This is a genomic window from Erwinia typographi, assembly GCF_000773975.1.
GTDB classification, from domain to species: domain Bacteria; phylum Pseudomonadota; class Gammaproteobacteria; order Enterobacterales; family Enterobacteriaceae; genus Erwinia; species Erwinia typographi.
Map to the genome: position 1 here is coordinate 182,172 of NZ_JRUQ01000019.1, position 24,058 is coordinate 206,229.

Annotated in this window: 22 protein-coding genes; 5 read left to right on the forward strand and 17 right to left on the reverse strand. The window is 56.5% G+C overall.

The features are described from left to right. Nucleotides 1-68: 68 nt before the first annotated feature. From NG99_RS05625 to NG99_RS05665, 9 genes are all read right to left on the reverse strand, one after another. Nucleotides 69-968, reverse strand: a complete 900-nt coding sequence (locus NG99_RS05625; RefSeq protein ID WP_034889242.1) for an alpha/beta fold hydrolase — start codon at nucleotides 966-968, stop codon at nucleotides 69-71. Nucleotides 969-977: 9 nt separating this feature from the next. Continuing rightward, nucleotides 978-1,355, reverse strand: coding sequence for a DUF1330 domain-containing protein (locus tag NG99_RS05630; protein WP_232298176.1), 378 nt, complete (start codon nucleotides 1,353-1,355; stop codon nucleotides 978-980). Between the two features lie 67 nt (nucleotides 1,356-1,422). Then, nucleotides 1,423-2,079 (reverse strand): DUF2239 family protein, encoded by a 657-nt coding sequence (locus NG99_RS05635; RefSeq protein ID WP_198138735.1) that lies wholly within the window; start codon nucleotides 2,077-2,079, stop codon nucleotides 1,423-1,425. Nucleotides 2,080-2,397: 318 nt separating this feature from the next. Continuing rightward, nucleotides 2,398-3,465 (reverse strand): sugar ABC transporter substrate-binding protein, encoded by a 1,068-nt coding sequence (locus NG99_RS05640; RefSeq protein ID WP_034889246.1) that lies wholly within the window; start codon nucleotides 3,463-3,465, stop codon nucleotides 2,398-2,400. 33 nt (nucleotides 3,466-3,498) lie between these two features. Continuing rightward, entirely contained in the window at nucleotides 3,499-4,497 is a 999-nt protein-coding gene (locus NG99_RS05645; RefSeq protein ID WP_034889248.1) for an ABC transporter permease, read from the reverse strand. After that, the gene (locus tag NG99_RS05650) at nucleotides 4,494-5,999 is read right to left on the reverse strand and encodes a sugar ABC transporter ATP-binding protein (protein WP_034889250.1); all 1,506 of its coding nucleotides are present in this window, start codon (nucleotides 5,997-5,999) and stop codon (nucleotides 4,494-4,496) included. Before NG99_RS05650 ends, NG99_RS05645 begins: the two co-directional genes overlap by 4 nt. A gap of 318 nt (nucleotides 6,000-6,317) precedes the next feature. Next, nucleotides 6,318-6,938, reverse strand: coding sequence for a LysE family translocator (locus tag NG99_RS05655; protein WP_034889252.1), 621 nt, complete (start codon nucleotides 6,936-6,938; stop codon nucleotides 6,318-6,320). Nucleotides 6,939-7,210: 272 nt separating this feature from the next. After that, nucleotides 7,211-7,828 (reverse strand): superoxide dismutase [Mn], encoded by a 618-nt coding sequence (sodA, locus tag NG99_RS05660; protein WP_034889455.1) that lies wholly within the window; start codon nucleotides 7,826-7,828, stop codon nucleotides 7,211-7,213. Nucleotides 7,829-8,025: 197 nt separating this feature from the next. Beyond that, nucleotides 8,026-9,366: an aspartate aminotransferase family protein gene (locus NG99_RS05665; protein ID WP_034889254.1), complete on the reverse strand. Its 1,341-nt coding sequence runs from the start codon at nucleotides 9,364-9,366 to the stop codon at nucleotides 8,026-8,028. Between the two features lie 175 nt (nucleotides 9,367-9,541). Here NG99_RS05665 and NG99_RS05670 point away from each other — a divergent pair, with 175 nt between their 5' ends. Continuing rightward, nucleotides 9,542-10,318 carry a DeoR/GlpR family DNA-binding transcription regulator gene (locus tag NG99_RS05670; protein WP_034889256.1) on the forward strand — a complete coding sequence of 259 codons (777 nt, stop codon included), beginning with the start codon at nucleotides 9,542-9,544 and terminating at the stop codon, nucleotides 10,316-10,318. Here NG99_RS05670 and NG99_RS05675 read toward each other — a convergent pair. The 8 genes from NG99_RS05675 to fdhD all read right to left on the reverse strand — a co-directional run bounded on the left by NG99_RS05675 (nucleotide 10,295) and on the right by fdhD (nucleotide 18,041). Next, complete coding sequence (locus tag NG99_RS05675) at nucleotides 10,295-11,008, reverse strand: type 1 glutamine amidotransferase (protein ID WP_034889258.1); 714 nt, start codon at nucleotides 11,006-11,008, stop codon at nucleotides 10,295-10,297. The two genes, NG99_RS05670 and NG99_RS05675, sit on opposite strands and share 24 nt — an antisense overlap. A gap of 18 nt (nucleotides 11,009-11,026) precedes the next feature. Next, nucleotides 11,027-12,178, reverse strand: a complete 1,152-nt coding sequence (locus NG99_RS05680; RefSeq protein WP_232298177.1) for a M24 family metallopeptidase — start codon at nucleotides 12,176-12,178, stop codon at nucleotides 11,027-11,029. A 27-nt stretch (nucleotides 12,179-12,205) separates the two neighbouring features. Further along, nucleotides 12,206-12,985, reverse strand: a complete 780-nt coding sequence (locus NG99_RS05685) for an ABC transporter permease (RefSeq protein WP_034889260.1) — start codon at nucleotides 12,983-12,985, stop codon at nucleotides 12,206-12,208. Next, the gene (locus tag NG99_RS05690; protein WP_232298178.1) at nucleotides 12,982-13,812 is read right to left on the reverse strand and encodes an ABC transporter permease; all 831 of its coding nucleotides are present in this window, start codon (nucleotides 13,810-13,812) and stop codon (nucleotides 12,982-12,984) included. Before NG99_RS05690 ends, NG99_RS05685 begins: the two co-directional genes overlap by 4 nt. A 14-nt stretch (nucleotides 13,813-13,826) precedes the next feature. Then, on the reverse strand, nucleotides 13,827-14,969 hold the full coding sequence (locus tag NG99_RS05695) for an ABC transporter ATP-binding protein (RefSeq protein ID WP_157032563.1): 1,143 nt from the start codon (nucleotides 14,967-14,969) through the stop codon (nucleotides 13,827-13,829). Continuing rightward, on the reverse strand, nucleotides 14,969-16,096 hold the full coding sequence (locus tag NG99_RS05700; protein WP_084110423.1) for an ABC transporter substrate-binding protein: 1,128 nt from the start codon (nucleotides 16,094-16,096) through the stop codon (nucleotides 14,969-14,971). The genes NG99_RS05695 and NG99_RS05700 overlap by 1 nt, the downstream gene beginning before the upstream one ends. A gap of 49 nt (nucleotides 16,097-16,145) precedes the next feature. After that, nucleotides 16,146-17,051, reverse strand: coding sequence for a MurR/RpiR family transcriptional regulator (locus tag NG99_RS05705; RefSeq protein ID WP_084110425.1), 906 nt, complete (start codon nucleotides 17,049-17,051; stop codon nucleotides 16,146-16,148). Nucleotides 17,052-17,246: 195 nt separating this feature from the next. Continuing rightward, nucleotides 17,247-18,041 (reverse strand): formate dehydrogenase accessory sulfurtransferase FdhD, encoded by a 795-nt coding sequence (gene fdhD, locus NG99_RS05710; RefSeq protein WP_034889264.1) that lies wholly within the window; start codon nucleotides 18,039-18,041, stop codon nucleotides 17,247-17,249. 474 nt (nucleotides 18,042-18,515) lie between these two features. Between fdhD and fdnG the strand changes: the two genes are divergently transcribed. From fdnG to fdhE, 4 genes are read left to right on the forward strand one after another with little or no spacing between them, the layout of a single operon-like run. Continuing rightward, nucleotides 18,516-21,566 carry a formate dehydrogenase-N subunit alpha gene (gene fdnG / locus NG99_RS05715; RefSeq protein WP_072017544.1) on the forward strand — a complete coding sequence of 1,017 codons (3,051 nt, stop codon included), beginning with the start codon at nucleotides 18,516-18,518 and terminating at the stop codon, nucleotides 21,564-21,566. Nucleotides 21,567-21,577: 11 nt separating this feature from the next. After that, nucleotides 21,578-22,474 carry a formate dehydrogenase subunit beta gene (fdxH, locus tag NG99_RS05720; protein ID WP_034889265.1) on the forward strand — a complete coding sequence of 299 codons (897 nt, stop codon included), beginning with the start codon at nucleotides 21,578-21,580 and terminating at the stop codon, nucleotides 22,472-22,474. Continuing rightward, the gene (gene fdoI / locus NG99_RS05725; RefSeq protein ID WP_034889267.1) at nucleotides 22,471-23,115 is read left to right on the forward strand and encodes a formate dehydrogenase cytochrome b556 subunit; all 645 of its coding nucleotides are present in this window, start codon (nucleotides 22,471-22,473) and stop codon (nucleotides 23,113-23,115) included. The genes fdxH and fdoI overlap by 4 nt, the downstream gene beginning before the upstream one ends. Further along, entirely contained in the window at nucleotides 23,115-24,038 is a 924-nt protein-coding gene (gene fdhE / locus NG99_RS05730; protein WP_034889269.1) for a formate dehydrogenase accessory protein FdhE, read from the forward strand. The genes fdoI and fdhE overlap by 1 nt, the downstream gene beginning before the upstream one ends. The last annotated feature ends 20 nt before the right edge of the window (nucleotides 24,039-24,058 follow it).

Sequence of the window (24,058 nt, forward strand, 5' to 3'; positions counted from 1 at the left end):
TGGCCAGTAAAAATGCCCGCAGAATGCGTAGTCCCAACGCCAAATCGGAAATCCAGGCCCTACGGTACTTACCCTAAGTTCTGCTGGCGCAAGGTTTTGCAAATGGCCGTCACCAGTGGCTGATAGAGTGCAACTGGTAAGTCATGGCCCATGCCATTGATGAGCAGAAGTTCTGCGCCGTGAATTGATGACGCCGTATCCTTTCCGCAGGCCGGTGGAATCAATGCATCGTCAGCGCCATGTATAACCAGGGTTGGAACATGGATGCGGACAAGACGCGACCGAATGTCGCCGGTCGCAGCAATCGCGGCGATCTGCCGCCCAAAGCCGGCTGGGTCATATGCGCGATGAAACTCTTCCAAAATGATGGCACGATGCGATTCCTCATCAAAGGCGAAACCGGCCCCGGCAATGCGGTTTGCAAACAAAAGGGTATGCGTGACGTATCCCTCTAAATCTTCGGCAGGATTGGGGAGGCGCTTTGTCAGCATCGCCATTACATCGGGTTCCGCAGATGGAAGATTGGGATTGCCGGTGCTGGACATGATGGAAATCAGCGACAAAATCCGCTGCGGGTAATCGCTAGCCATCAGCTGCGCGATCATGCCTCCCATTGAGCGCCCGATGACGTGTGCCTGGTTAATGGCCAGAGCATTTAGCAGACCTATTGCATCTGCCGCCATGTCATGGAGCGTGTAAGGGACGTCCGGCTTTTGGCCAGCCGTTATTGACTTTGCCAGGACCGCAAAATCAGGTGAAGGCAAATTTGTGAAATGCGTCGAGAGGCCTGCATCACGATTGTCGAAACGGATGACACGAAAACCCTCTGCCACAAGGCTTTGGCAGAACAGCTCCGTCCAACGAATCATCTGGGTTCCAAGACCTGAGATGAGCAAGATGGTTTCATCGTTCTCATCGCCAAAGCTGTCATAGCAGACGTCGATACCATTGGCCTTTAAGAACTTCATTTTCTCTCTCTAACTCGCCGTTTCGATTTGCGTTAATGGAAGGAGACGAGAATCTTCGATCGCAGCCGTTCTATGCCCTATGCCAGCCAGATACTCTGAGTTATTCGCAAAATCCAGGAATGATTCAGCACTACTTTGCTTGACCATCATTGCAAGATCCCACCGTTCGTTTTCGGGGCCAATTAACAGCGGTCCTCCTGTACCAGGGAACAGGATATCTCCGCCGCTTTCGCGCAGAAACGGCAAGGTATGCTGGATGTAGCAATTGAACGCCTCGCTACCGCTGATGGGTTTACCGGGCGCCAGTTCTGGATTCGCGGAGTAGTCGGCGATTTCGCGAAAGCGCAACAGATTCAGCATGATGACGTTACCCTGTATTTTTCTCATAACAAATGCCCGGACAGATTGCTGTGTAGGCTCCAGGTAGCAAGTGTTTAGAGTGGACAAGGGCATTTCAAGATTTCCTGTTCGAGTCTTCAGAAGAAAACAAACTCTGATATTCGTCGCCAAATGCAAGGCGCATTGCATGGTCACGTACATCGCGAGGCCAGACAGCAAGAACTTCGCCGAGTCGAAGTGTGTCATTTGCGAACAATGCGCGCATGGCCTCCTCGAAGCCGGGTAGATCGCCGCCGATGGCTTCCATGAAGTGGTAAGCTCGCTGATGCGCCATCCGACGCTCATCTTTCTCAGCATTGGCACGCCGGGCTTCCTCAACCAGCTTTCTAAGAACCACGGAAGCCCCCCCAGGTTGGGTGGCAAGCCAATCCCAATGTCGGGGAAGCAGAGTCACTTCGCGTGGAATCACCCCTAACCTGGGACGTCCACGCCCTCTAGGGCTCGACACTTCCAGCTTGTCCTGGTCATCGGGCTCGGCTTCAGAGGGGGCTACGCTGGCGAACCGCGCAGCAACTTCCTCATCTGTTCCACGTATATCTACCTCAACAAAGCGGCCCGTCAGGTCATCAAAAGTGAGAACCGGCACGGATGATTTGTCCTCCATGGCTTTCCTGGCTGCCAGGGCATTTGCTTGTAGAGAACCCGTGGCGATACGGCGATGGCCATGGAAAGTTGTGTACGAATTGAGAGGCGGCTGTGTCATGGCAGGCATACAAGGTGAATTTGCCAGAATTTTATCCGGGTAAAATATTCAAGTCAATATTATCCGGATAAATATCCGCATGACACCTACATGGGACGGCTGCGCAGAACCAGCGCGAAACAGAAGTCCAGGGCTATAGCGATGCCCCCTTACGCGCTGTAGTGTCCCTGGACTCGCCATCGTGACGCGCCTGTGCGGTACCTGACTCGAAAAGCGGCAATCAGTGGCAGGAATCTGACCTAACCTCTTGCCCTACAATACCTTGTGCGCCGCTGCATGATTCTACAAAAAATTCGACAGCGGGCATTTTTCATTTCTGGGACAGGCTTATTTCTTCGCGTATTTCGCCTGCAACGTCGCGAACCACGGTGCGACGAAATCGGTAGATTCACCCCAGCCCGGGATGATTTTGTTCAGGGTTGCCACGTTCACCGCGCCAGGCTGCTGGGTCAGCTGCGCCTGAGAAATCGCGGCGGCCTTGAACTGGTAAGTCGCTGGCGTCGCTTCGCCGCCAATCTTGTTGGCGATCAGACGCATATTCGTGGCGCCAATCAGCTTACTGTCCACGGCAACGGTCTGCTTCCACGGGCTGTCCTTCTGGTGCATCAGCTGTAGATCCTGATTCGAGACGTCAATACTGTACAGCTTGATCTCAGTACGCCCATTCTCCTGCAAGGCTTTATAAGCGCCCTGCGCGAAGGCATCCCACGCGCCCCAGATCGCGTCGATTTTCCCTTTCGGGTATTTGGCGAGGATTGCACCAATCTTGTTCGCCGTATCGCCCTGCACGTCTGAAGAGACCGCGCCGATTGACTCCAGCTGGTGAATGCCTGGGTTCGCCTTCAGCACTTTCTCATAAACCACCTGACGACGTTCCATCGCCGGGAAGCCCGCCACCCAAAGCTTAACGATATTGGCCTTGCCGTTGCTGTCTTTTACCAGCTGATCCAGAGAGAGCTGAGCCAGCGAAGCATCGTCCTGCGCGGTCACGGTCACGCCTTCAACCGGCTGATTCACCGGCGTATCGAACACCGACACTTTGATACCCGCATCGGCAATGCGCTTCACCAGCGCAGTGGAGTAGGGATCTTTACCGTGCGACAGGATAATTCCGTCATATTTCTGGCCGATAGCCTGGTTTACGAAGTCCTGGAAACGGGCGTCGTCGCCGTTGCTGAGAAAGGTACTAACCTTAAAACCCAGCTTGCGGCCTTGCTGAATCGCACCGGCAACAAACTGCGTGGTGTTGTCGTCAGAGCCAAGATTGCGGATGACGGCGACGCGGATCGGGCCGTCATGATTGGCAATCGCGGCGGGAACGGCAGCGGTATCGGCAAAAGCAGGTATGGCGGTCAGCAGGCTGAGAGCCAGCAGCGATGTTGTCAGTTTTTTCATTTTTATTAATACCCTGTCTAAGGTGTAAGGCGCTTATCGGCGCTGTATGTAAGTAATTGCCAGCGCAATCGCCAGCACTAATCCTTTGATAATATCCATCGCGTAGTAAGGCACGGAGAGCATCACCAGGCCGTTCTGCAACACGCCAAGGATGATAGCTCCCACCAGCGTCCCCAGCGCGTTCGGCTTGCCGGAGCCAGCCAGAGAAAAGCCGATCCAGGCGGCGGCGACAGCGTCCATCAGATAGCCGCCTCCCGCATTGACCTGCGAAGAGCCGATGCGTGAAGCCAGTAAAATGCCGCCCAGGCCAGCCAGCAGCGACGCGATGACATAAGCCAGCACGCGGTAACGATTAGTGCGGATACCGGAGAGGCGCGCGGCTTCCGGGTTGCCGCCAATGGCGTACATGCGGCGGCCGTGCTTGGTCAGCGACAGCCCCAGCTGAGCGACGACGGTCACCACCAGCATGACGATGACGATGATCGGCACCTGCCCCAGCAATGAGAAGTTGGCCGGAATCGTCCCTTCCGCCATATCGCCACTCGGCATAACCATGTTTTCGGTGATCGAGCCACCGAAGCTGTAGGTCATCGCCACGCCCTGCACCACGAACAGGCTGGCTAACGTCGCTAACATGTCGGGAATTTTCAGGATAACAATGAGAAAGGCGTTAAACAGGCCGACCAGCGTGCAGAGCAACAGCGTAATCGCTATCGCCTCGGTCGAGCCAAAGCCGTACCAGACGAACAGCGAGATCACCAGCGAGTTAGCCAGAGAGGCCGTAGAACCCACGGAGAGGTCGAATCCGCCAATGGTCAGGGAAACCGACACCCCAATCGCAATGACCGTCACGATGGCAATAGAGCGCAGGATATTGATGATATTGCCCGGTTCCAGGAAACTGTCCGACGCCAGGCCAAACGCGGCGATCAGCGCGACCACCGTCAGCAACATTCCCCATTTATAGAGAAATTCAAACAGCTGGTGACGCACAGAGGGCGTCGCCTTCAGGGAAAGTTCTTTGCTGCTCACGCAGGCGTTCCTCCGGTGGAATAAAGTAAAAGTGTTTCTTCGTCAACGGCGCTGGCTTCCATTTCCGCCACGATGCGCCCGTCCCAGAGCACGCAAATGCGGTCGCACAGGCCCACCAGTTCGGCGAATTCGCCGGAGGCATAAATCACCCCTTTTCCCTGGCGGGCCAGACCGTCTATCAGTTCAAATAAATCGGTTTTGGCTTTGATATCCACCCCTTTGGTGGGCTCATCAAAAATCAGCACGTCTGCGTCGTTGCGCAGCCATTTGCCGATAGCCACTTTCTGCTGATTGCCGCCCGACAGGCGGCGCAGCGTCTGCTGCGGGCCAGTGGTGCGCACCCCCAGTTTCTGAATCACGCTCTCCGCCCACTGCCAGGCCTGACGGTGACCAAACAGGCTCCAGCGTGAGAAGCTGTTATCGGCGGTAACGCTGAGATTCATCGCCACCGACTCGTCAATAAAAATGCCCTCTTTACGGCGCTCTTCCGGGATCAGCGCCATGCGGTTTTCTACTGCCGCATGAGGTGAAGACGGTTTCCACGCCTTCCCGTGCAGTTCGCCGCGCGCAATGCGGCTGTTGCTTGCGCCAAACAACGCCTTGCAGAGTTCGGTTTTCCCCGCGCCAGCCAGTCCGGCGATGCCGAGGATCTCCCCTTTACGCAGCGTCAGCGAAATATTCTGCAACAGCGCGTCATCATGCAGGCCTTCTACCTTCAGCAGCGTCTGGTCGCTGAACGGCGGACGACGCGGCGGGTAGATATCCTCCAGCTGATGCCCCAGCATCTTCTCCACAATCTGCTCGCCGTTGAGCTGCGCCATCGGGCTGGTTTCAATCAGGCGGCCATCGCGCAGCACGGTTAACTGGTCGCAGATCCCGCGCAGCTCATGGATGCGGTGAGAGATAAACACCACGCCGATGCCGCTGCTTTGTAAACGGCGCACTACGGCGAATAAGCGCTCGCTTTCATGCTGATCCAGCGGCGCGGTAGGCTCATCCAGGATTAAGAAGCGGCAGTGGTGGGAAAGCGCGCGGGCCAGCAATATTTGCTGTTTCTCTGCCAGCGTACACTGGTCGATGCGGCGACGGACGTCCAGCCTGACGTCAAGCTGCGCCAACAGCTCTCTGGCCTGCTTACGCACCTCGCCCCAGCGATATACCTGGCCGCCCTCGGCGAGGCGATCCAGCATGATGTTTTCCGCCACGCTAAGCGTCGGCACCAGCGCCACATCCACCTCCTGCTGCACAAGGTGGATGCCAAGCCGTTTAGCATCACGCGGCGAGCGAATGCTGACCGGTTGACCATCCAGCAGGATTTCACCGCTGTAGCTATCGTAAGCGCCGGAAAGCACCGCCATCAGCGTCGATTTTCCGGCGCCATTTGCCCCGGTCAGCGCATGTACCGAGTGGCCTTCCAGGCTGAAATCAACGCCATTCAGGGCCGTGAAACCGCCAAAAGCGATGGAGATCTGACGCATTTCAAGGCGATTTACCGCAGTCATGGGCGAAACTCTCAGGCAGATGATGAAACGTGTCGCCGCATTTTTTAATGGATTATCACGGCTGGCAACGAACGAAAGCGCATAAGCTAACACAAAACGTTATTAGCCATCCAGACATCCAGCCACATAAGCGGTTAAAACCAGACAGCCGGAGCAATCCAGCAGAAAACGGGGAGATAATCATAATAAGCAGCATTTCTCTCGGTGCAGAACCAGTTGGTGGGCGGAAGCGAATCCTGAATGCAGGCTTATACGCCCATATGTCCCTTCGGTTATCTGCAATTTGACACGTATATCTGGGTAAGCATCAAAGGAAGGTCATCGACTGCTTGCGGCAAGCTTGACGGCGAAGAAAACAAATAATCCGCCTGTTGCTATGTCCATCCATTTGATGACTGAATTATTTTTTAACCACGCGGAGGCGTAACCGGTGGTCATGATTAAGATTAGCGACCACAGCGTACCCATGACGACATGTATGGCGACAAGCAAAAAAGTCCAGATGAGGGGGGAATGTCCGGTGGGGATAAATTGTGGCAAAAATGAGACGTAGAAGATGCCTATTTTAGGATTAAGAACATTGCCAAGCATTCCTCTTAAAAACCAGTTTCCTACCGCCTCTGCCTTACCATGAGACGGATTGAAGCTGGTTCTTGGTCGAAATATCAGTTGTGTACCTAACCAGCAGAGGTAGCAAGCCCCACACCATTTGAGGACTGAGTAAGCGATTTCTGATACAGCAAGCAGAGCGCCAAGTCCAAAAGCGACTATTGCACCCCAGATAAAACAACCTGCATCAATTCCAAGAGCGGCTTGAAAAGCCTTTTTCCCACCTTCAACAGAGGCTGTACGCAGGATTAATGCCGTATCAAGTCCGGGGGTGAGCGTCAAAATCAGGGCGGCGAGAGAGTAAGCCAGAAGAGCATCTTGAACAGACATTGCCTTTCTCCGAAAGAGCAGATTCTATTGAAATAACAGCAGATTCTCAAGTCAAAAAATCATTGTCATTTTTATTCGCACTGGCATTTGAAGGGGGTGTTGATCGTGCTTGCGGTCATGCTTTTTGCCATGTAAAAAACTCACAACGCGGGAATGCAGGAAATTAATCTGTTAATGTCGATTTCTGTAAGATGGGTCCTCAAATGCCGCAATAAAAAAACCGACGAAGCGAACTCCGTCGGTTTATCGTCACGATATAACGTGGTCGGGAATTATTTAGCGGCGGCAAAGCGTGCGGCGGCTTCGTCCCAGTTGGCAACATCCCAGAACGCCTTGATGTAGTCAGGACGTTTGTTCTGATATTTCAGGTAGTAAGCGTGTTCCCAAACGTCCAGTCCAAGAATTGGCGTACCGGAAGCGCCAGCGATCGCCTCGCCCATCAGCGGGCTGTCCTGGTTCGCGGTAGACACCACGGCCAGCTTGTCGCCTTTTTTAACCAGCCACGCCCAGCCTGAACCGAAACGAGTGGTTGCCGCTTTTTCGAATTCAGCTTTAAACGCGTCAACGCTGCCGAAATCTTTTTCGATAGCCGCTTTCAGCTCGCCGCTCAGGGTAGTGCCGGTTTTCAGGCCTTTCCAGAAGAAGCTGTGATTTGAGTGGCCGCCCGCGTTGTTACGCAGCGCCGTTTTTTTGTCCGCAGGAACCTGATCCAGTTTGGTAATCAGTTCATCAACAGGCAGGTTGGCAAACTCAGTGCCTTCCAGCGCCGCGTTAGCGTTATTGACATAGGTCTGGTGGTGTTTGGTGTGATGGATTTCCATCGTCTGCTTGTCGAAATGCGGTTCCAGTGCGTCGTAGGCGTAAGGCAAGGATGGCAGTGAATAACTCATGTTCATCATCTCCATGTAAATGGTGGGCGGCGCTGTTTCTGTAAGCACCGCGTAAGCAGTCGGATCATTATAGTTAAATAAACGATCCGTAAAAGGGTTATCAATGCCCCGACGTTAATGTGGGTTTAGCCCGCAGCAGGCACAGAGGCCGCTTTATGCTCTTTGCCTGCCCGGTTAAAACAAATCGGTCTAAGGTCTTATTTCCCTAATTCTGCCAATGATTTATCCAGCGCGCCAACCAGCCAGTCGATATCGCTCCGCTGGAAGGCCAGCGGTGGCCGCAGTTTCAGCACGTTGCCATAGGGCCCGGCCACCGAGGTCAGTACGTGGTTATCACGCAGTTTCTCGGTCACGTCCAGCGCCAGCTGCTTGTCCGGCGTTTTGCTGGCTTTATCGGTCACCAGCTCAAAGCCGATAAACAGCCCCGCGCCGCGCACGTCGCCCACGCAGTCATATTTGTCTTTCAGCGTCAGCAGCTCGCGCAGCAGCTCGTCGCCCACTACGCGGCTGTGTTCCTGCAATCCCTCTTCCTTAATCACTTTCAACACCGCCTGCGCGGCCGCCATCGCAACCGGGTTACCGCCAAAGGTGTTGAAGTAGGGGATGTCATCGCTGAAAGAGGCCAGCACGTCGCTTTTCGCCAGCAGTGCGGACACCGGGATGCCATTGCCCATCGGTTTACCGGTGGTGACGATATCCGGCACCACGCCGTGACGCGCAAAGCCCCAGAACGCATCGCCCGTGCGGGCAAAGCCCGGCTGAACTTCATCGGCGATAAAGATCCCGCCGTTTTTATGCACCACATCCACCGCTTTCTTCAGAAAACCTTTCGGCCCCGGCAGCACGCCGTCCGAGGAAAAAATGGAATCAGCCAGGAAGCCCGCGAATTTGATGCCGTTCGCCGCCATATCATCGATCTGCTTCTGAATTTCCCCGGCAAACCAGTCACCCAAATCTGGCGCCGTTACCCGGTAGCGATCGGGGGGAGAAACCAGGCGCGTCGTCGCAGCCAGCGGCTGGCCGGTGCCCAGCGCGGGAGAGACCCCGGAGGTCAGGTCGCTGGTGCCATGATAGGCTTCCTGGCTGACAATAATGCCCGTACCGCCGCTGTATGCCCGCGCCACGCGGATCGCCAGATCGTTGGCTTCTGAGCCGGTACACATGTACATCGCCCGATCGATTTCGCCAGGCATGGTCGCCAGCAATTCTTCCGAGTAATCAAGAATGCGCTCGTGCAGATAGCGGGTGTGCGTGTTCAGCTGCTGCATCTGCTGGTACACCGCATCAATCACCGCAGGATGACAGTGACCAATGCTCGCCACGTTGTTGTAGACGTCGAGGTATTTGTCCCCGGCGGCATCCCAGAGATACTGGCCTTCACCCCGCACCAGATGGACCGGCTTACGGTAGAACAGACGGTAGGATTCACCCAGCACCTTGCTGCGCTTATCGGTCAGTTTACGCACGTCAGCATCCAGGCCGTCGGCGTGCTCGGCGCGAAAGCTGTTGGTGTCCATGATGGTCGAACGTGTAGCCATAATAACTCCCGTTGCGAATTGAGGGGTGAGCGGGCAGCCGTTGCGCCCGGATGAGATTCATCATGGCAAATTTTCCACAAAATGCAACCAAATACACAAATACAATAAAATACACATGCACGACGACAGATTGTCAGTTAGGCTACAGCCATCCCAACTGGAAAAGGAAACCTTAATGTTGCAGGAAACCCGTTTACACCGTATCCGCGCGCTGCTGACTACCCTCAATCACGTCAGCACCGAACGGATCATCAGAGAGCTGGGGATTTCCAGGGAAACCGCCAGAAGGGATATTATTGAGCTGGAAACGCTGGGGCTGGCTCGCCGCGTACACGGTGGATTGATCGCGCTGGACGCGGAGCCAGAGCCGCCGCTGACCGTGCGCAGCGAAGTGCGGGCCAGAGAGAAACGCGCGATTGCCAGAGCGGCGGCCCAGCGCCTCAGGCCGGGTCAGACCCTGTTTCTGGATGCCGGTAGCACCACAACCATGCTGGCGGAAGAGCTGCGCACCATGTCCGGTCTGACCATTATTACCAATAGCCTGAATGCTGCGCTGAAGCTTTCGGCGGCAGAAGAGCATGACGTACTGAATAACACCATTATTTTACTGGGAGGCAGCATGGGTGCCGGGGCGCAGGAAACGCGGGGTGAGCTGACGGTAGGCGAAATCTACCGCTATCGCGCCGACGTAGCGCTGATGTCGCCGGTGGGTATCGACAGTAAAAATGGCGCCAGCAGCTTCCACCCGCATGAAGCCGCCATTGCCCGTGCGATGACCCAACAGGCCGCGCAGCTGATTTTACTGGCCGACAGCAGCAAGCTCGGCCTGACCAGCCGCATCAACTATGCCAGCGTGAAGCAGATCGCCGCGCTGATTACCGACGGCGGCGCGGCTGGCAAACCCGTTTTAGCCGCGCTGGAGAAGGCGTTACCTGAGGTGGTGCTGGCTTAAAAAATTCACTATCCAGGCCAGCACCAGCCGATCGTCCAGTGGAGCAGACAGGCTGTGCAGCGCCTCGCGAACCCGATTTGGCGGCAGAACAGACTGCCGGTATTGCATCAGATCCCGGGCATAGTCACGGGTGAATTCCGGGTGCCCCTGGATACCCAGCATTACCCCGTCATATTCCACCATATAGTTACGACAGAATTGGCTGGCTGCCAGCACCTGCCCCATTGAAGGCAAGTTGACAACCTGATCCTGATGGCTGACCAGGATTTCCAAACCGTCCTGCGACGGCTGCATCCACGCCCGGCTTTCAACGATCTGATTAAACGACACCCCGATCCCCCACCCCTGCGGATGGGGTTTCACCGTTCCGCCCAGCGCCTGAGCCAGTAATTGATGGCCGAAACAGATCCCCACCACCGGGCGCCGTTGCTGCCAGCACTGCCGAATAAACGCCCCCAGCTCGTCAATCCACGGCAGGTTGTCGTACACGCCATGGCGCGAGCCGCTGATTACCCAGCCGTCCAGTTCGTTGATCTGTTGGGGAATTTCACCGTCATGACAGCGAAAAACCTGCCATTCCACCTCGCTACCCACCTGGGAAAATGCCTGTTGAAACAAATGCGGATAGTTGCCGTGGCGCGGTTGCAGCGCCTCAGCCACATCGTCACACTGCAATAAGCCTATCTTCATCAGCAGTCTCGCTCACGATCAAATTGCGCTGGCTATAAACAGCCGCCGCTCGGTTTGCGTCAGCCGCTGGTGGCCATTCGGCGTCACGAGAACCGTTTCGCTGAATGCCATCCCGGCTGCGGACACATACATATGGAACACCATACCCGATTTCAGACGCCAATTGGCATCAGGCAGGAATACGCGGGAGAAATCGCTGGTATGGGGTGATGAGAGGGGATAGTAGCCCAGCGAGTAACCGGTGATATTGACGTATTCAGTCCGTAACCCAGCCGCAAGCATGGCCTCACGAGCCAATGCATCAATTTCGTTGGCGTGAGCGCCTGGCCGCATGGCCGCCAGTTGGCGATCCTGAATGGCAATCAACTGTTCCGCCAAACGATGCTGTTCATCCGTTGCGCTGCCGATCACCACTGGCCGCATCATGCGCGCGCTGTAGCCATGACAGAAAGGCAGCAGTTCCATATGCAGCACATCACCCACCGCTAGCGGCCGATCGTGCAGATTTCCATGCAGGAAGCTATTTCCGACGCCTGCGGTGATGATGCCGCACCGGTTGGTGTCCAGCCCCTGCGCCATAAACACCTGATGCAGCATCGCAGCGGCCTGGCGTTCGGTAGTGCCAGGTCCGGCAGCGGCCACCGTGCGGGTAAACGCCTCATCGCCTACCAGAGCCGCACGGCCAATGTACGCCAGTTCCTGTTCTGACTTACACTCTCGCACCTGCTCAAGTATGCCGGAAAAATCCACTATTTCCGTCTGCGGCAGACGCTGCCTGAGCGCACGAAAACGGTTAATGGTCATGCAGTAGGAATCCTGATCCAGCCCCAGCCGTCCCTGATGCCAGCCTCGTTCGGTCAGCGTCGCCGTCAGCACCTCCAGCGGCTGTTGCCAGTCGCTAAAGGTAACCATGCTGGTCATCCAGCTGCTTTCCACGAAGGTGGATTCATCAATGCTGCGGAAAATCATTACTGGCTCGCCGTCCAGCGGCAGCAAACAGGCGCGATACATGTTTTCTGAAATGCCAAACCCGGTGAGCCAGAACAGGAACTCGGTCTGATCGATCAACAACACATCGATCTGGCGTTCACGCATATGGGCGCGAACGTCACGCACCCGCTGTTGGTACTCTTCAACGGTAAACAACAACTGTTTTACACTACTCATCATTCAGAACCTATCTTGATACGCGCGTGTTCAACGCGATTTAGAGAACAGATTGGCGATAACCAGCGCCGCCACCGAAATCAAAATCAGTAATACGCTGACTGCCGCGATGGCCGGGGACAACTGAAACTGCACGCTATTCCAGATACGTACCGGCAGCGTCTGGGCCTCATTGCCCGCCATAAATAAAGCGATCATCAATTCGTCAAACGAGCTAAGGAAAGCGAAAATCGCGGCGGAAATGATGCCGGGGGCCGCCAGCGGCAGCGTAATGCGCCGCAAAATGGTCACCGCGCCCGCGCCCATACTCATCGCCGCCCAATCCAGCCGACGATCCATTCCTTGTAAAGTGGCGGACAAAATAATCGTGGCGATCGGCAGCGCAATAACGGCGTGACCGATGATGATGGCAACCACGCTGCTAAACACGGCGCTGGCGGAAAAGAAGAAAAACATCGACAGGGCGGTAATGATATTCGGCACGATCATCGGCATCAGTATCAGCGCATAAACCAGCTGTTTGCCGCCAAAGTGCATCCGCACCAGCGCAATGGCAGTGGACAAACTCAGCACCACCGCTAACACGGTAGCGGCAATGGCCACCCGCAGACTCAGCCACATCGACGCCAGCCAGTCCGGGTCCGTCAGGATCTCTTTCATCCAGCGCAGGGAAAAACCGCTGGGAGGAAAGGTCAGATAGCCGGTATTGCTGAACGCCAGAGGAAAGATGATAAGAACAGGCAGCGCCAGAAACAGCAGGACCATACCTGCCAGCAGCCTGGTCAATATGCCTGGAGATCCGGCAGTCATAGTCTGGCCTCGAACAGTTTTTCCAGCCCCACCACTCTCTGATACAGCCAGAACAGCAGCAGAGTACAGACGAGCAATACCGAAGATAGCGCCGCAGCGAACCCCCAGTCGAAATAGGTTTCGATCTGGTTCTCTATCACCATGGAAATCATGGTGTCCTGCTGTCCCCCCATCAGCGCTGGCGTGATGAAGAATCCCAGCGACAGAATAAAGACCAGCAATCCGCCAGCGGCGATGCCAGGCAGACTCAGCGGTACATAGATGCGCCAGAACGCCCGGGTGCGCGACGCGCCCAAACTTTCCGCCGCGCTCAGCAAGCTGATATCAATGCCGCGCATCACGCTGTAGAGCGCCAGCACCATGTAGGGCAACAGAATATAGGTCATGCCGATCATCACCCCGGTCGAGGTATACAGCAGCTTCAGGGGCGCAGGGATAATCCCCAGCCACATCAGCAGCTGGTTGATTGCGCCCTCGGTGCCGAGCAACACCATCCAGGCATACGTACGCACCAGGATGCTGGTGAAATACGGTACGATCACCACAATCATCCACAGATTGGCCTGCCGCACCGGCAGCCGCGCCAGCACGCAGGACAACGGATAACCCAGCGCCAGCGTGGCCAGCGTCACCATGACGGCGATGCGCAGGGTGATCCACAGCACTTGCCAGTAGGCGGGCTCTTCCAGCAACCGCTGATAGTGTTTGAAGGTCAGGCCGGGATCGAGCAGGCTCAGCAGCAGCATTTTGCCCAGCGGGTAGAGAAAAAACACCGCCAGCGCCAACAGCGCAGGAGCCAGCAGCAGCCAGGGACGCCAGCGTCTCATCCTGCCGAATCCGCTCATTCTGCCGCCTCTGCGTCGATCAGCCACAGATGAGAAGGTTGCCAGCTAACGCCAACGTGCGCGCCAGGCCGCAACGCGCCTTGCAGATCCCGATTCTGCGCGGAAACCAGCAGCGGCATTCCGTCCGCCAGCCGCACTGTCGCTTTTACGGTATGACCGAGATACAACACTTCGCTGACCGTAGCGGATAACATTCCCGTTGATGTCGCGCCCTCTGGCTGCGTCAGCAGAATTTTTTCCGGCCTCAGCACCGCCATTGCCCGACCTCCAACCTTGAGGCCGTTGACACCGGAGGCTGCCAGCGTCTCTCCGCTGTCGAGCCGCATCCGGTAGTGCTGCCCTTGCGCCTGCTCGATTACGCCGCCGATAAAATTGGACTGGCCGACAAACTCCGCCACCCAGCGGTTTTGCGGGCGTTCATACAGCATGTCCGGCGCATCAATCTGAGCAATACGGCCGTTCTGCATCACCGCCACCCGATCGGACAGCGTGAGCGCCTCTTCCTGATCGTGGGTCACAAACACGATGCTTGCTCCCAGTTCGGTATGCAGGCGTTTGATCTCCAACTGCATGTGTTCTCGCAGGTTTTTATCCAGTGCGCCCAGCGGTTCATCCATCAGTAGCGCCTGAGGTTCAAAAATCAGCGCTCTGGCCAGGGCGATGCGCTGCTGCTGGCCGCCGGACAGCTGCCGCGGGTAGCGCTGGCCCATCTCCGCCAGCTTCACCATCTCCAGCGCCTGATGAACGCGCTGCCGAATCTCCGACCGTCCCATCCCCCGCATTTCCAGCGGAAAAGCCAGATTGGCCGCCACTGTCATATGCGGAAACAGCGAATAGTGTTGAAACACCACCCCCAAATTACGTTTGGCCGGCGGCAATTCAGTCACGTCATAGCCGTTAATCAGAATCTGGCCGGCGCTGGGCGCGGTGAACCCCGCCATCATCATCAGAGCCGTAGTTTTACCTGATCCGCTGGACCCCAGCAGCGTAACAAACTCCCCCGGCTTGACGATCAGGTCCAGGTTGTCCACCGCCGCCGCACCGCCATAGCGCTTGGTGATGGATTCCATGCGCAGTTCCGCCCCCAACGTCCTGCGGCGAACGTCTTGCCCGGTTGTGGTTTGAGTCGCGCTTTGCATTAGCTGCTCCCCAGCACCCAGGCTTGCCATTTCTCGCCCACGCGGCTGACATTATCCGCCCACCACTGGGCGTCCTGCTGGAACGAGACGTCGAAATGCGCCGGGCTGCCCGGCAGCTTGGCGAGATCCTCCGGGCGCACCAGATCGAAGGCGCGGGTGTTGGTAGGGCCATAGGCGATATAACGCGTCAGCGCCGCCTGGACGCTGGGCTGCAAGGCGAAATCGATGAAACGCTGCGCGTTGCGGGCGTTGGGCGCGTTCTTCACCACGCTCCAGTACTGCACCTGCTGTTTGGCCTGATTCCAGTCGATAGCCAACGGCGCTCCCTGATCGATCAGCGCCTGCGCCCGACCGTTCCAGATGGCGCCCAGCACCGCGTCGCGTCGCTCCAACAACTGTGCGGACACCGCGCCGGTGTCCCACCATTTGGCGACGGCAGGTTTGATCCGCGATAACGAAGCGAATGCCCGATCGAGATCGATGGGATACAGGCCATTAACCGGTACGCCGTCCGCCAGTAGCGCCAGTTCCAGTTCAGCGGCGCCGGAACGTTGGTCCGCCAGCGTGCGCGGGCCGGGGAACCGTTTCAAATCCCAGAATTCCGCCCAGCCTTTCGGGTGATTATCCTGGCTAAACGCTTTAGTGTTGTAGGTCAGTACGGTGGCGAAAAACAGGTTGCCAACCATGTTGGGATGACGCACCGACGCACGGATATCGTCGGGATGGGTTAAGGTCATGCTCTGATAGTCTATCGGCGCCAGCGCGCCAGCTTTGTCCAGACTGATTTGCGCCACGTCCAGCAAATCCAGTACGTCAATATTGACCCGACCGGCGCGCACCATCGCCAGCACCTGTGCCGCAGTCGCCGGCTGCACTTTGACTTCAATACCGGTGGCTGCGGTAAAAGGCTGATAGATCGCTTTTTCCATTGCCTCCTGGTAAGCGCCGCCCAGTCCGCGCACGATCACCTGTTGACGCTCGCCAGCCAGCACGGCTGGCGCGCCAAACGCGCCCAGCGCCAATCCTGCTCCCGCCAGCAGCGACTGCTTAATAAACTGCCGCCGGCCGTTTTCCGTCTCCCCCTGAGCAAGGCGGGGGGCAATCGTTTGCTGCATCACCTTCTTCATCGTTTTCACCTGTCGTCAATAAGTTGACTTATGCCGTCCGGCGGCATAGCTATTTTTTGGGTGGCGAGGACGATCCCCCACGCCGCTGACGGGAAGTCCCGCTGGCCGTTTTCCATAACCCCAGCGCCTTAAGATTGTTATCCGAGCGCTCTAACCAGCGTTTCACGTTGTCTTCATCACTGGAGATCGCCTGGGCGATCAGCCAGTCAATCACCATCATGGTGCTGGTTTGCGACCACCAGCCCAGCGGCGAGCTGCTGCGCGCCACATACAGCGTTTCAACGGCCAGCGCCGCCAGCGGCGAGGTTACCCGGTCGGTCAGCGCCAGCACTCGTGCGCCCTGCAAGCGCGCTTGTTCCATAATGTCCAGGGTATAGGGCAGATAACGCTCATAACCGATGCCGATCAGCACATCATCGGAGGAGATGTGGCGCAGCCGATCGGCCAGATCGCCAGCCCCCAGCACAAACAGTTCCCCTTTGCCGCTGACGTGCTGTAGCATCCGCGCCAGATAACACCCCAGCGGATAGGTCGTGCCATGGGCGGTTACCCATACCTGGCGCGCCTGATTGATAAGCGTCGCCATGCGGGCCACGGTGGCGCAATCGTTGAGTTTGGCCGTTTCCCCCAGCAGCGCGCTGGCGTCATCAAACAGCGACTGACGCAACTCGTCATCCGTGGAAGGCGTGAGCTGCTGACTGCGAATGCCGCTGGCGCCAGCGCGTTCAATTAACCCTACGCGCAGCGCTTTGCGCATATGCGGGTAACCCTCGTACCCCAGCGCTTTGGCGAAACGGATCACCGCCGCATCGCTCATCCCCGCCGTAGCGGCCAGCTGCCGGGCGGTCATAAACGCCACCTGTTCGCTATGGCTCAGGATGTAATTCGCCAGATGCTGTTGCGAAGGGGTGAGCAGTTCGAAATGCGCCTTGATGCGCTCTGGAAAACTCATCATTCGCCTCCTGATTTAAATGCTACATAAATTTCTTTAACTGTAGCACTTTCAACAATGCTCATCTTCATCAGATTTTTGCCGAATGAAAAATAGGTTTTTGTTATAGATGTGACGCAGCGCTTAAAACAGAAGGGAAATCGCCAGGGGAACACGGGGAAACTCTGGGAGTGTAGGGGGGAAAAATCCCCCCCGATTTTACGCCAGCCTTTGCGGATGGGTATAAATTGTAGCGCGGCCTGGCTTGCAGAAGCCAACCAGCGTCAGATTACTGCGCTCGGCCACCTCAACAGCCAGCCTGGTGGCCGCAGAGACCGCAAACAGGATCTCGACGCCGCACATTGCGGATTTCTGTACCATTTCATAGCTTGCGCGGCTGGAAACCAGCACCGCGCCCTGCTGCCAGCCCGGCTGCTGACTGCGCATACCCAACAGCTTATCCAGCGCTACGTGCCTGCCAACGTCCTCGCAGCCGCCAGCGAGGTTGCCATCCGGCAGCATCCAGCCGGCAACGTGGGTGCAGCCGGTCAGTTGCCCGACCGGCTGATAGCTTTTCAGCTGCGATAAGGCTTCGTCCAGTCGCTCAATCTCAAAAGTCTGGGTAAAGGGCAGCGGCGTGATGGGCTTGCCGATTTCGGCCAGCTGTTCAACGCCGCAAACGCCGCATCCCGTCCGGCCCGCCATCGCTCTGCGCTGCTCTTTCAGCCCGCTAAAACGGCGGCTGGAAAGCTCTACCTGCACCTCAATGCCCGTACCGGCTGGCTGAATATCGATGCCGTAAATTTCTGACGGGGAGGAGATAATCCCTTCCGACAGGGAAAAACCGATGGCGAATGCTGCCAGATCTTTCGGCGTTGCCATCATCACTACGTGTGAGATACCGTTATAGACCAGCGCGACCGGCACTTCATCCGCCAGCCAGTCCTGCTCAGGGCTCTGCAACGAACGACGCTGCCGAACCTCTACCCGGCTTAGTCCTGCGTTCTCACTCATCTTCTCGTAACCTCACCGCTTTTATTCACCTGAAACCCATCTGCCCCCGCAAAGTCTGCGGCCATAGTCTAACCCTGTGCGTTCAGAAAAGATTCCTCAGATTCTGAACCTGCGACCGTTTGATCGCAAAGAAAACCGAGCCCCTGAGGCACAGCGTGACTAAGAATTGGGATGCTTTGCGCCAACTAATGCCAGGCAAGAACAGCCCTGTGGCTGGCAGGGAAAAATAATTACCCATGAACATTTAAAACATTAACGTCAAATATTAAAATTTAATTAGTATTATTTAATTTAAAAAATAACAATCATTATAACTGAATTAATTATAAGATTTTATCAAAAAAATAACTCTAAAGAGTAATTTTTGCGAGCCGCCAGCAATTAAATCGTGGCTTGTTGATTGATATCAAAAATCGCCTCTTGCAGACTGCTATTTTCGCTACCAAGGATATATAAAATTGAGCAAAATAGAAAATGCAAATAAACAGACGGAGCTTTTTTAAAATTTGCGCTGGCGGCATGGCCGGAACGTCCCTTGCCGTTCTTGGGTTTACACCAACCTTAGCGCAAGCCTCTCTTCGCGAATATAAATTACTTCGCAGCAAAGAAACCCGAAATAATTGTACGTATTGCTCCGTGGGCTGCGGCATGTTGCTTTACAGCCTTGGCGATGGCGCCAAAAATGCTCGCTCAACTATCTATCATATCGAAGGCGATCCCGATCATCCGGTTAGCCGCGGCTCTTTATGTCCCAAAGGCGCCGGGGTGCTGGATTACATTCACAGTGAGCAGCGGCTGAAATACCCTGAGTATCGCGCGCCAGGCTCCGATCGCTGGCAGCGCATTAGCTGGGAAGAAGCCTTTACCCGTATCGCCCGGTTAATGAAAACGGACCGTGATGCCAATTTCGAGGTGAAAAACGCGGCAGGCACCACGGTCAATCGCTGGCTGACCACCGGCATGTTGTGCTCATCCGCCGCCAGCAACGAAACCGGCCTGTTAGATTACAAATTTGCCCGGTCGATGGGTATGCTGGCGCTGGAGAATCAGGCGCGCCTGTGCCACGGCTCCACGGTAGCCGCTCTGGCGCCCAGCTTTGGTCGCGGCGCCATGACCAACAACTGGACTGACATCAAAAATGCCAACGTGATCCTGATCATGGGCGGCAACCCGGCAGAAGCCCATCCGGTAGGGTTCAAATGGGTGATTGAGGCCAAAACCCATAACAACGCCAAAGTTATCGTCGTCGATCCCCGCTTTAATCGCTCAGCCGCCGTCGCCGATATCTATGCTCCGCTGCGGGCCGGAAGTGACGCCGCTTTCCTGATGGGCGTGGTGAATTACCTGCTGGAACATAACCAGGTGCAGCATGAGTATGTGAAGGCCTATACCAACGCCGCGCTGATTGTCAGTGAAGGATATGGCTTTCAGGACGGGTTGTTCAGCGGCTATGACGAAACCAGCCGTCAGTATGATAAATCGGGCTGGCATTATGAACTGGACGCCAGCGGTAATGCCAGACGTGATGATACGCTCAGCCACCCACGCTGCGTGTGGAATTTACTGAAAGCCCACGCCAGTCGCTATACGCCAAAGCTGGTCAGCCGGATTTGTGGCACCGCCACGGAAGATTTCCTGACCATCTGTCAGCAGTTGGCTACCACCTGCGTGCCGGACCGCACTGCCAGCGTACTTTATGCGCTGGGCTGGACACATCACTCAAACGGCTCGCAAATTATCCGCGCGGCGGCGATGGTGCAGCTGTTGTTAGGTAACATCGGCATGATGGGCGGCGGCATCAATGCGCTGCGCGGCCACTCCAACGTACAGGGCTATACCGATCTGGGTCTGCTGTCGCAAAGCCTGCCGGGCTACCTGACGCTGCCTTCAGAGAAGCAAACGACGCTTGAAAACTACCTTGAGCAGACGACCCCCGCCATGCTGCTACCAGGCCAGGTGAACTACTGGAAAAATACCGCCAGCTTCTTTGTCAGCCTGATGAAAAGCTTCTACGGAGACAAAGCGCAGAAGGAAAACAGCTGGGGCTTCGACTGGCTGCCCAAGTGGGATAAAGGGTACGATTGCCTGACCCAGGCAGAAATGATGGTGCAGGGAAAACTCAACGGTTACCTGATTCAGGGCTTCAACCCGCTGGCCGCCTTCCCTGACAAAAACAAAGCCTTCCGCGCCTTTTCAACGCTGAAATATATGGTCGTCATCGATCCGCTCAGCACCGAAACCTCGAATTTCTGGCAGAACCACGGCGAATTTAACGACGTCGACCCCAAAACAATCCAGACAGAAGTGTTCCGACTGCCCTCTTCCTGCTTCGCGGAGGAAGACGGTTCTATTGCTAACTCCTCCCGCTGCCTGCAATGGCACTGGACAGCAGCCAGCCCTCCGGGAGAAGCCCTGCACGATGGGGAAATTCTGGGAAATATTTTCCTGCGTCTGCGTGAGCTTTATCGACAGGAAGGCGGCGTGGCCGCTGAACCGCTGCTGGCAATGAACTGGGACTATACCAACCCCTGGTCGCCTTCGCCTGAAGAAGTGGCAAGGGAGAGCAACGGCAAGGCACTGGCGGATATTGTCGATGAAAACGGCAGGCTGGTGCTGAAAAAAGGCCAGCAGCTCAGCTCTTTTTCCCAGCTGCGTGACGATGGCACTACCGCCTGCGCCTGCTGGATCTACTCCGGGAGCTGGACGGAGGCGGGTAATCAGATGGCAAGACGTGATAACGCCGACCCTTCGGGCCTCGGCGCAATCAACGACTGGGCCTGGGCGTGGCCGCTAAACCGGCGCATTCTTTATAACCGCGCTTCAGCCGACACCCAGGGCAAAGCCTGGGACCCGCAGCGCAAGCTCATCGAGTGGAACGGTCGGCGCTGGGAAGGGCTGGACATTCCAGATTACCCCGTGACCACGCCGCCGGACCAAAATGTCGGGCCGTTCATCATGTTGCCTGACGGCATGGGGCACCTGTTCGCGCTGGACAAGCTCAGCGACGGCCCCTTCCCGGAACATTATGAACCGCTGGAAAGCCCCACCGGCACCAACCCTCTGCATCCTGCCGTGGTCTACAGCCCTGTGGCGCGACTGTTCAAACGCGACGCGGCGGCGCTGGGTAAAGCCGAACGCTTCCCTTATGTGGCCACCACCTATTCCATCACCGAACTGTTCCGTCACTGGACCAAACATGCGCGACTGAACGCCATCGCTCAGCCGGAACAATTCGTCGAAATTGGCGCTGAGCTGGCGGAAGCGAAGGGGATTAAGGCTGGAGAAACAGTGAAAGTCAGCTCGCAACGCGGGTTTATCAAAGCCAAAGCCGTAGTGACTAAACGCTTGCAGAGATTGGTTATTGACGGCAGGCAGGTCGATACCATCGGTATTCCCTGCCACTGGGGCTTTGAAGGCACGGCGAAAAAAGGCTTCCTGGCCAATACCCTGACACCTTCAGTGGGCGACGCTAATTCGCAAACGCCTGAATACAAGGCTTTTCTTGTTAACGTCGAGAAAATATAGAGAAACGCACTATGTCATTACAGACTCAAAATATCCTCCGTCGTTCAGCGACGAATGACTTAACGCCTCCCCCTAAGGCGCGGGATCATCAGCAGGAGGTGGCAAAGCTGATCGATGTGACCACCTGCATCGGCTGCAAGGCCTGCCAGGTCGCCTGCTCGGAGTGGAACGATCTGCGGGATAAGGTAGGGACTAACGTCGGGGTATACGATAACCCTGGCGATTTGACCGCCAAATCCTGGACAGTAATGCGCTTTTCAGAAGTGGAAGAGAACGGCAGGCTGGAGTGGCTGATCCGCAAGGACGGCTGTATGCACTGTGCCGATCCCGGCTGCCTGAAAGCCTGTCCGTCTGAAGGCGCCATAATTCAGTATGCCAACGGCATCGTCGACTTTCAGTCTGAGCAGTGCATCGGCTGCGGCTACTGCATCGCAGGCTGCCCATTTAACGTGCCGAGGCTGAATAAAGAGGACAACCGCGCCTATAAATGCACGCTGTGCGTCGATCGCGTGGCCGTAGGTCAGGAACCGGCCTGCGTAAAAACCTGCCCAACCGGCGCGATCCGCTTCGGCAGCAAAGAGGAGATGAAGCAGGTTGCCGCAGAGCGCATCAGCGAGCTGAAAAGCCGCGGCTACAGCAACGCGGGGCTTTATGACCCGCAAGGCGTTGGCGGCACCCACGTAATGTATGTCCTACACCATGCCCATAAACCGCAGCTTTATCACGGCCTGGCAGAGGAGCCGTCCATTAGTCCGGCGGTGACCTTCTGGAAAGGGGCCTGGAAACCGCTGGCGGCGATCGGCTTTGCGGCAACCTTCGCCGCCAGCGTCTTCCACTATGTGGGGATCGGGCCTAACCGGGTGAAAGAAGAGGATGACGAACGGGATGAGAAGGAAGAACGCAAATGAAAAAGCACGATCGTATTCAGCGCTACAGCGCGCCGGAGCGCATTAATCACTGGATTGTGGCGTTTTGCTTCGTGCTCGTCACGCTCAGCGGGCTGGGATTCTTCTTCCCCTCCTTCAACTGGCTGATGCACGTTCTGGGCACGCCGCAGCTGGCCCGCATCCTGCATCCTTTCGTCGGGGTGATGATGTTTGTCGCCTTTATGCTGATGTTTTTCCGCTACTGGCGGCATAACCTTCCTGAGCGTCAGGACCTCGAATGGGCAAAAAATATCCATAAAATTGCTCAAAACGAGGAAGTCGGCGATACCGGGCGCTATAATTTCGGACAGAAGTGCGTCTTCTGGGCGGCTATCATTAGCCTGGTGCTGCTGCTGGCGAGCGGCATCGTCATCTGGCGGCCTTACTTTGCCGGTGCTTTTGCTATCCCGGTAATTCGCCTTGCTCTGGTAGTTCATTCCGTTTCTGCGGTGATCCTAATCATCGTGATTATGGTGCACATTTACGCGGCGCTGTGGGTGAAAGGCACGATTACCGCGATGGTCGAAGGCTGGGTCACCTCCGCCTGGGCGAAACATCACCATCCGCGCTGGTATCGTGCCGTTCGTGAACGGCAGCCGGAACAACAGGAAAAACGTCCCTGATGAGTATTCGCATAATCCCGCAGGAGCAGCTGGAGAAAAGCGACAAAAAAACGGCGGAGTCGATTCCGCCGTTACTTTTCCCCGGACTGAAAAATTTATATAGCCGCCGTGCCGCCCGATTGCGGCAGCTGGCGGAGAAAAATCCGCTCGGCGACTATCTGCGCTTTGCCGCCGTGGTAGCCAGCGCGCAGGAAATCGTGCTCTACGACCATCCCTTACAGATGGACTTACATGCGCGCCTGGTGGAAACGTCCGCTTTGGGCAAGCCGCCGCTGGATATCCATACGCTGCCGAGAAGCGCCCACTGGCAGCGCCTGCTGCAATCGCTGATTGCCGAAATGAAGCCGGAGATGACCGGCCAGGCGCTGGCGTCGCTGGAAAACCTGGAAAAAGCCTCGGCCAGCGAGCTGGAAACCATGGCCAGCGCGCTGCTGAGTCACGACTTTGCGCAGGTGAGCAGCGATAAGTCGCCGTTTATCTGGGCGGCGCTGTCGCTCTACTGGGCGCAGATGGCGGCGCTCATTCCGGGTAAAGCCCGCGCCGAATATGGCGAGCAGCGGCAGTTCTGCCCGGTGTGCGCCAGCGTGCCGGTCGCCAGCGTGGTCCACATGGGCGCCCAGGGCGGCCTGCGCTACCTGCACTGCAACCTGTGCGAAAGCGAATGGTACGTGGTGCGCTCAAAATGCAGCAACTGTGAACAAACGCGCGATCTCCACTACTGGTCGCTGGACAGCGAAGTGGCGGCGGTCAAAGCGGAAAGCTGCGGTGACTGCGGCACCTACCTGAAGATGCTTTATCAGGAGAAGGACCCGGCGGTAGAGCCAGTCGCCGACGATTTGGCTTCACTGATCCTCGATGCCCGCATGGAGCAGGAAGGTTTTTCACGGAGTAGTTTGAATCCTTTCCTTTTTCCGGGAGAATAGTCCAGGCTTCCGGCAGAGCG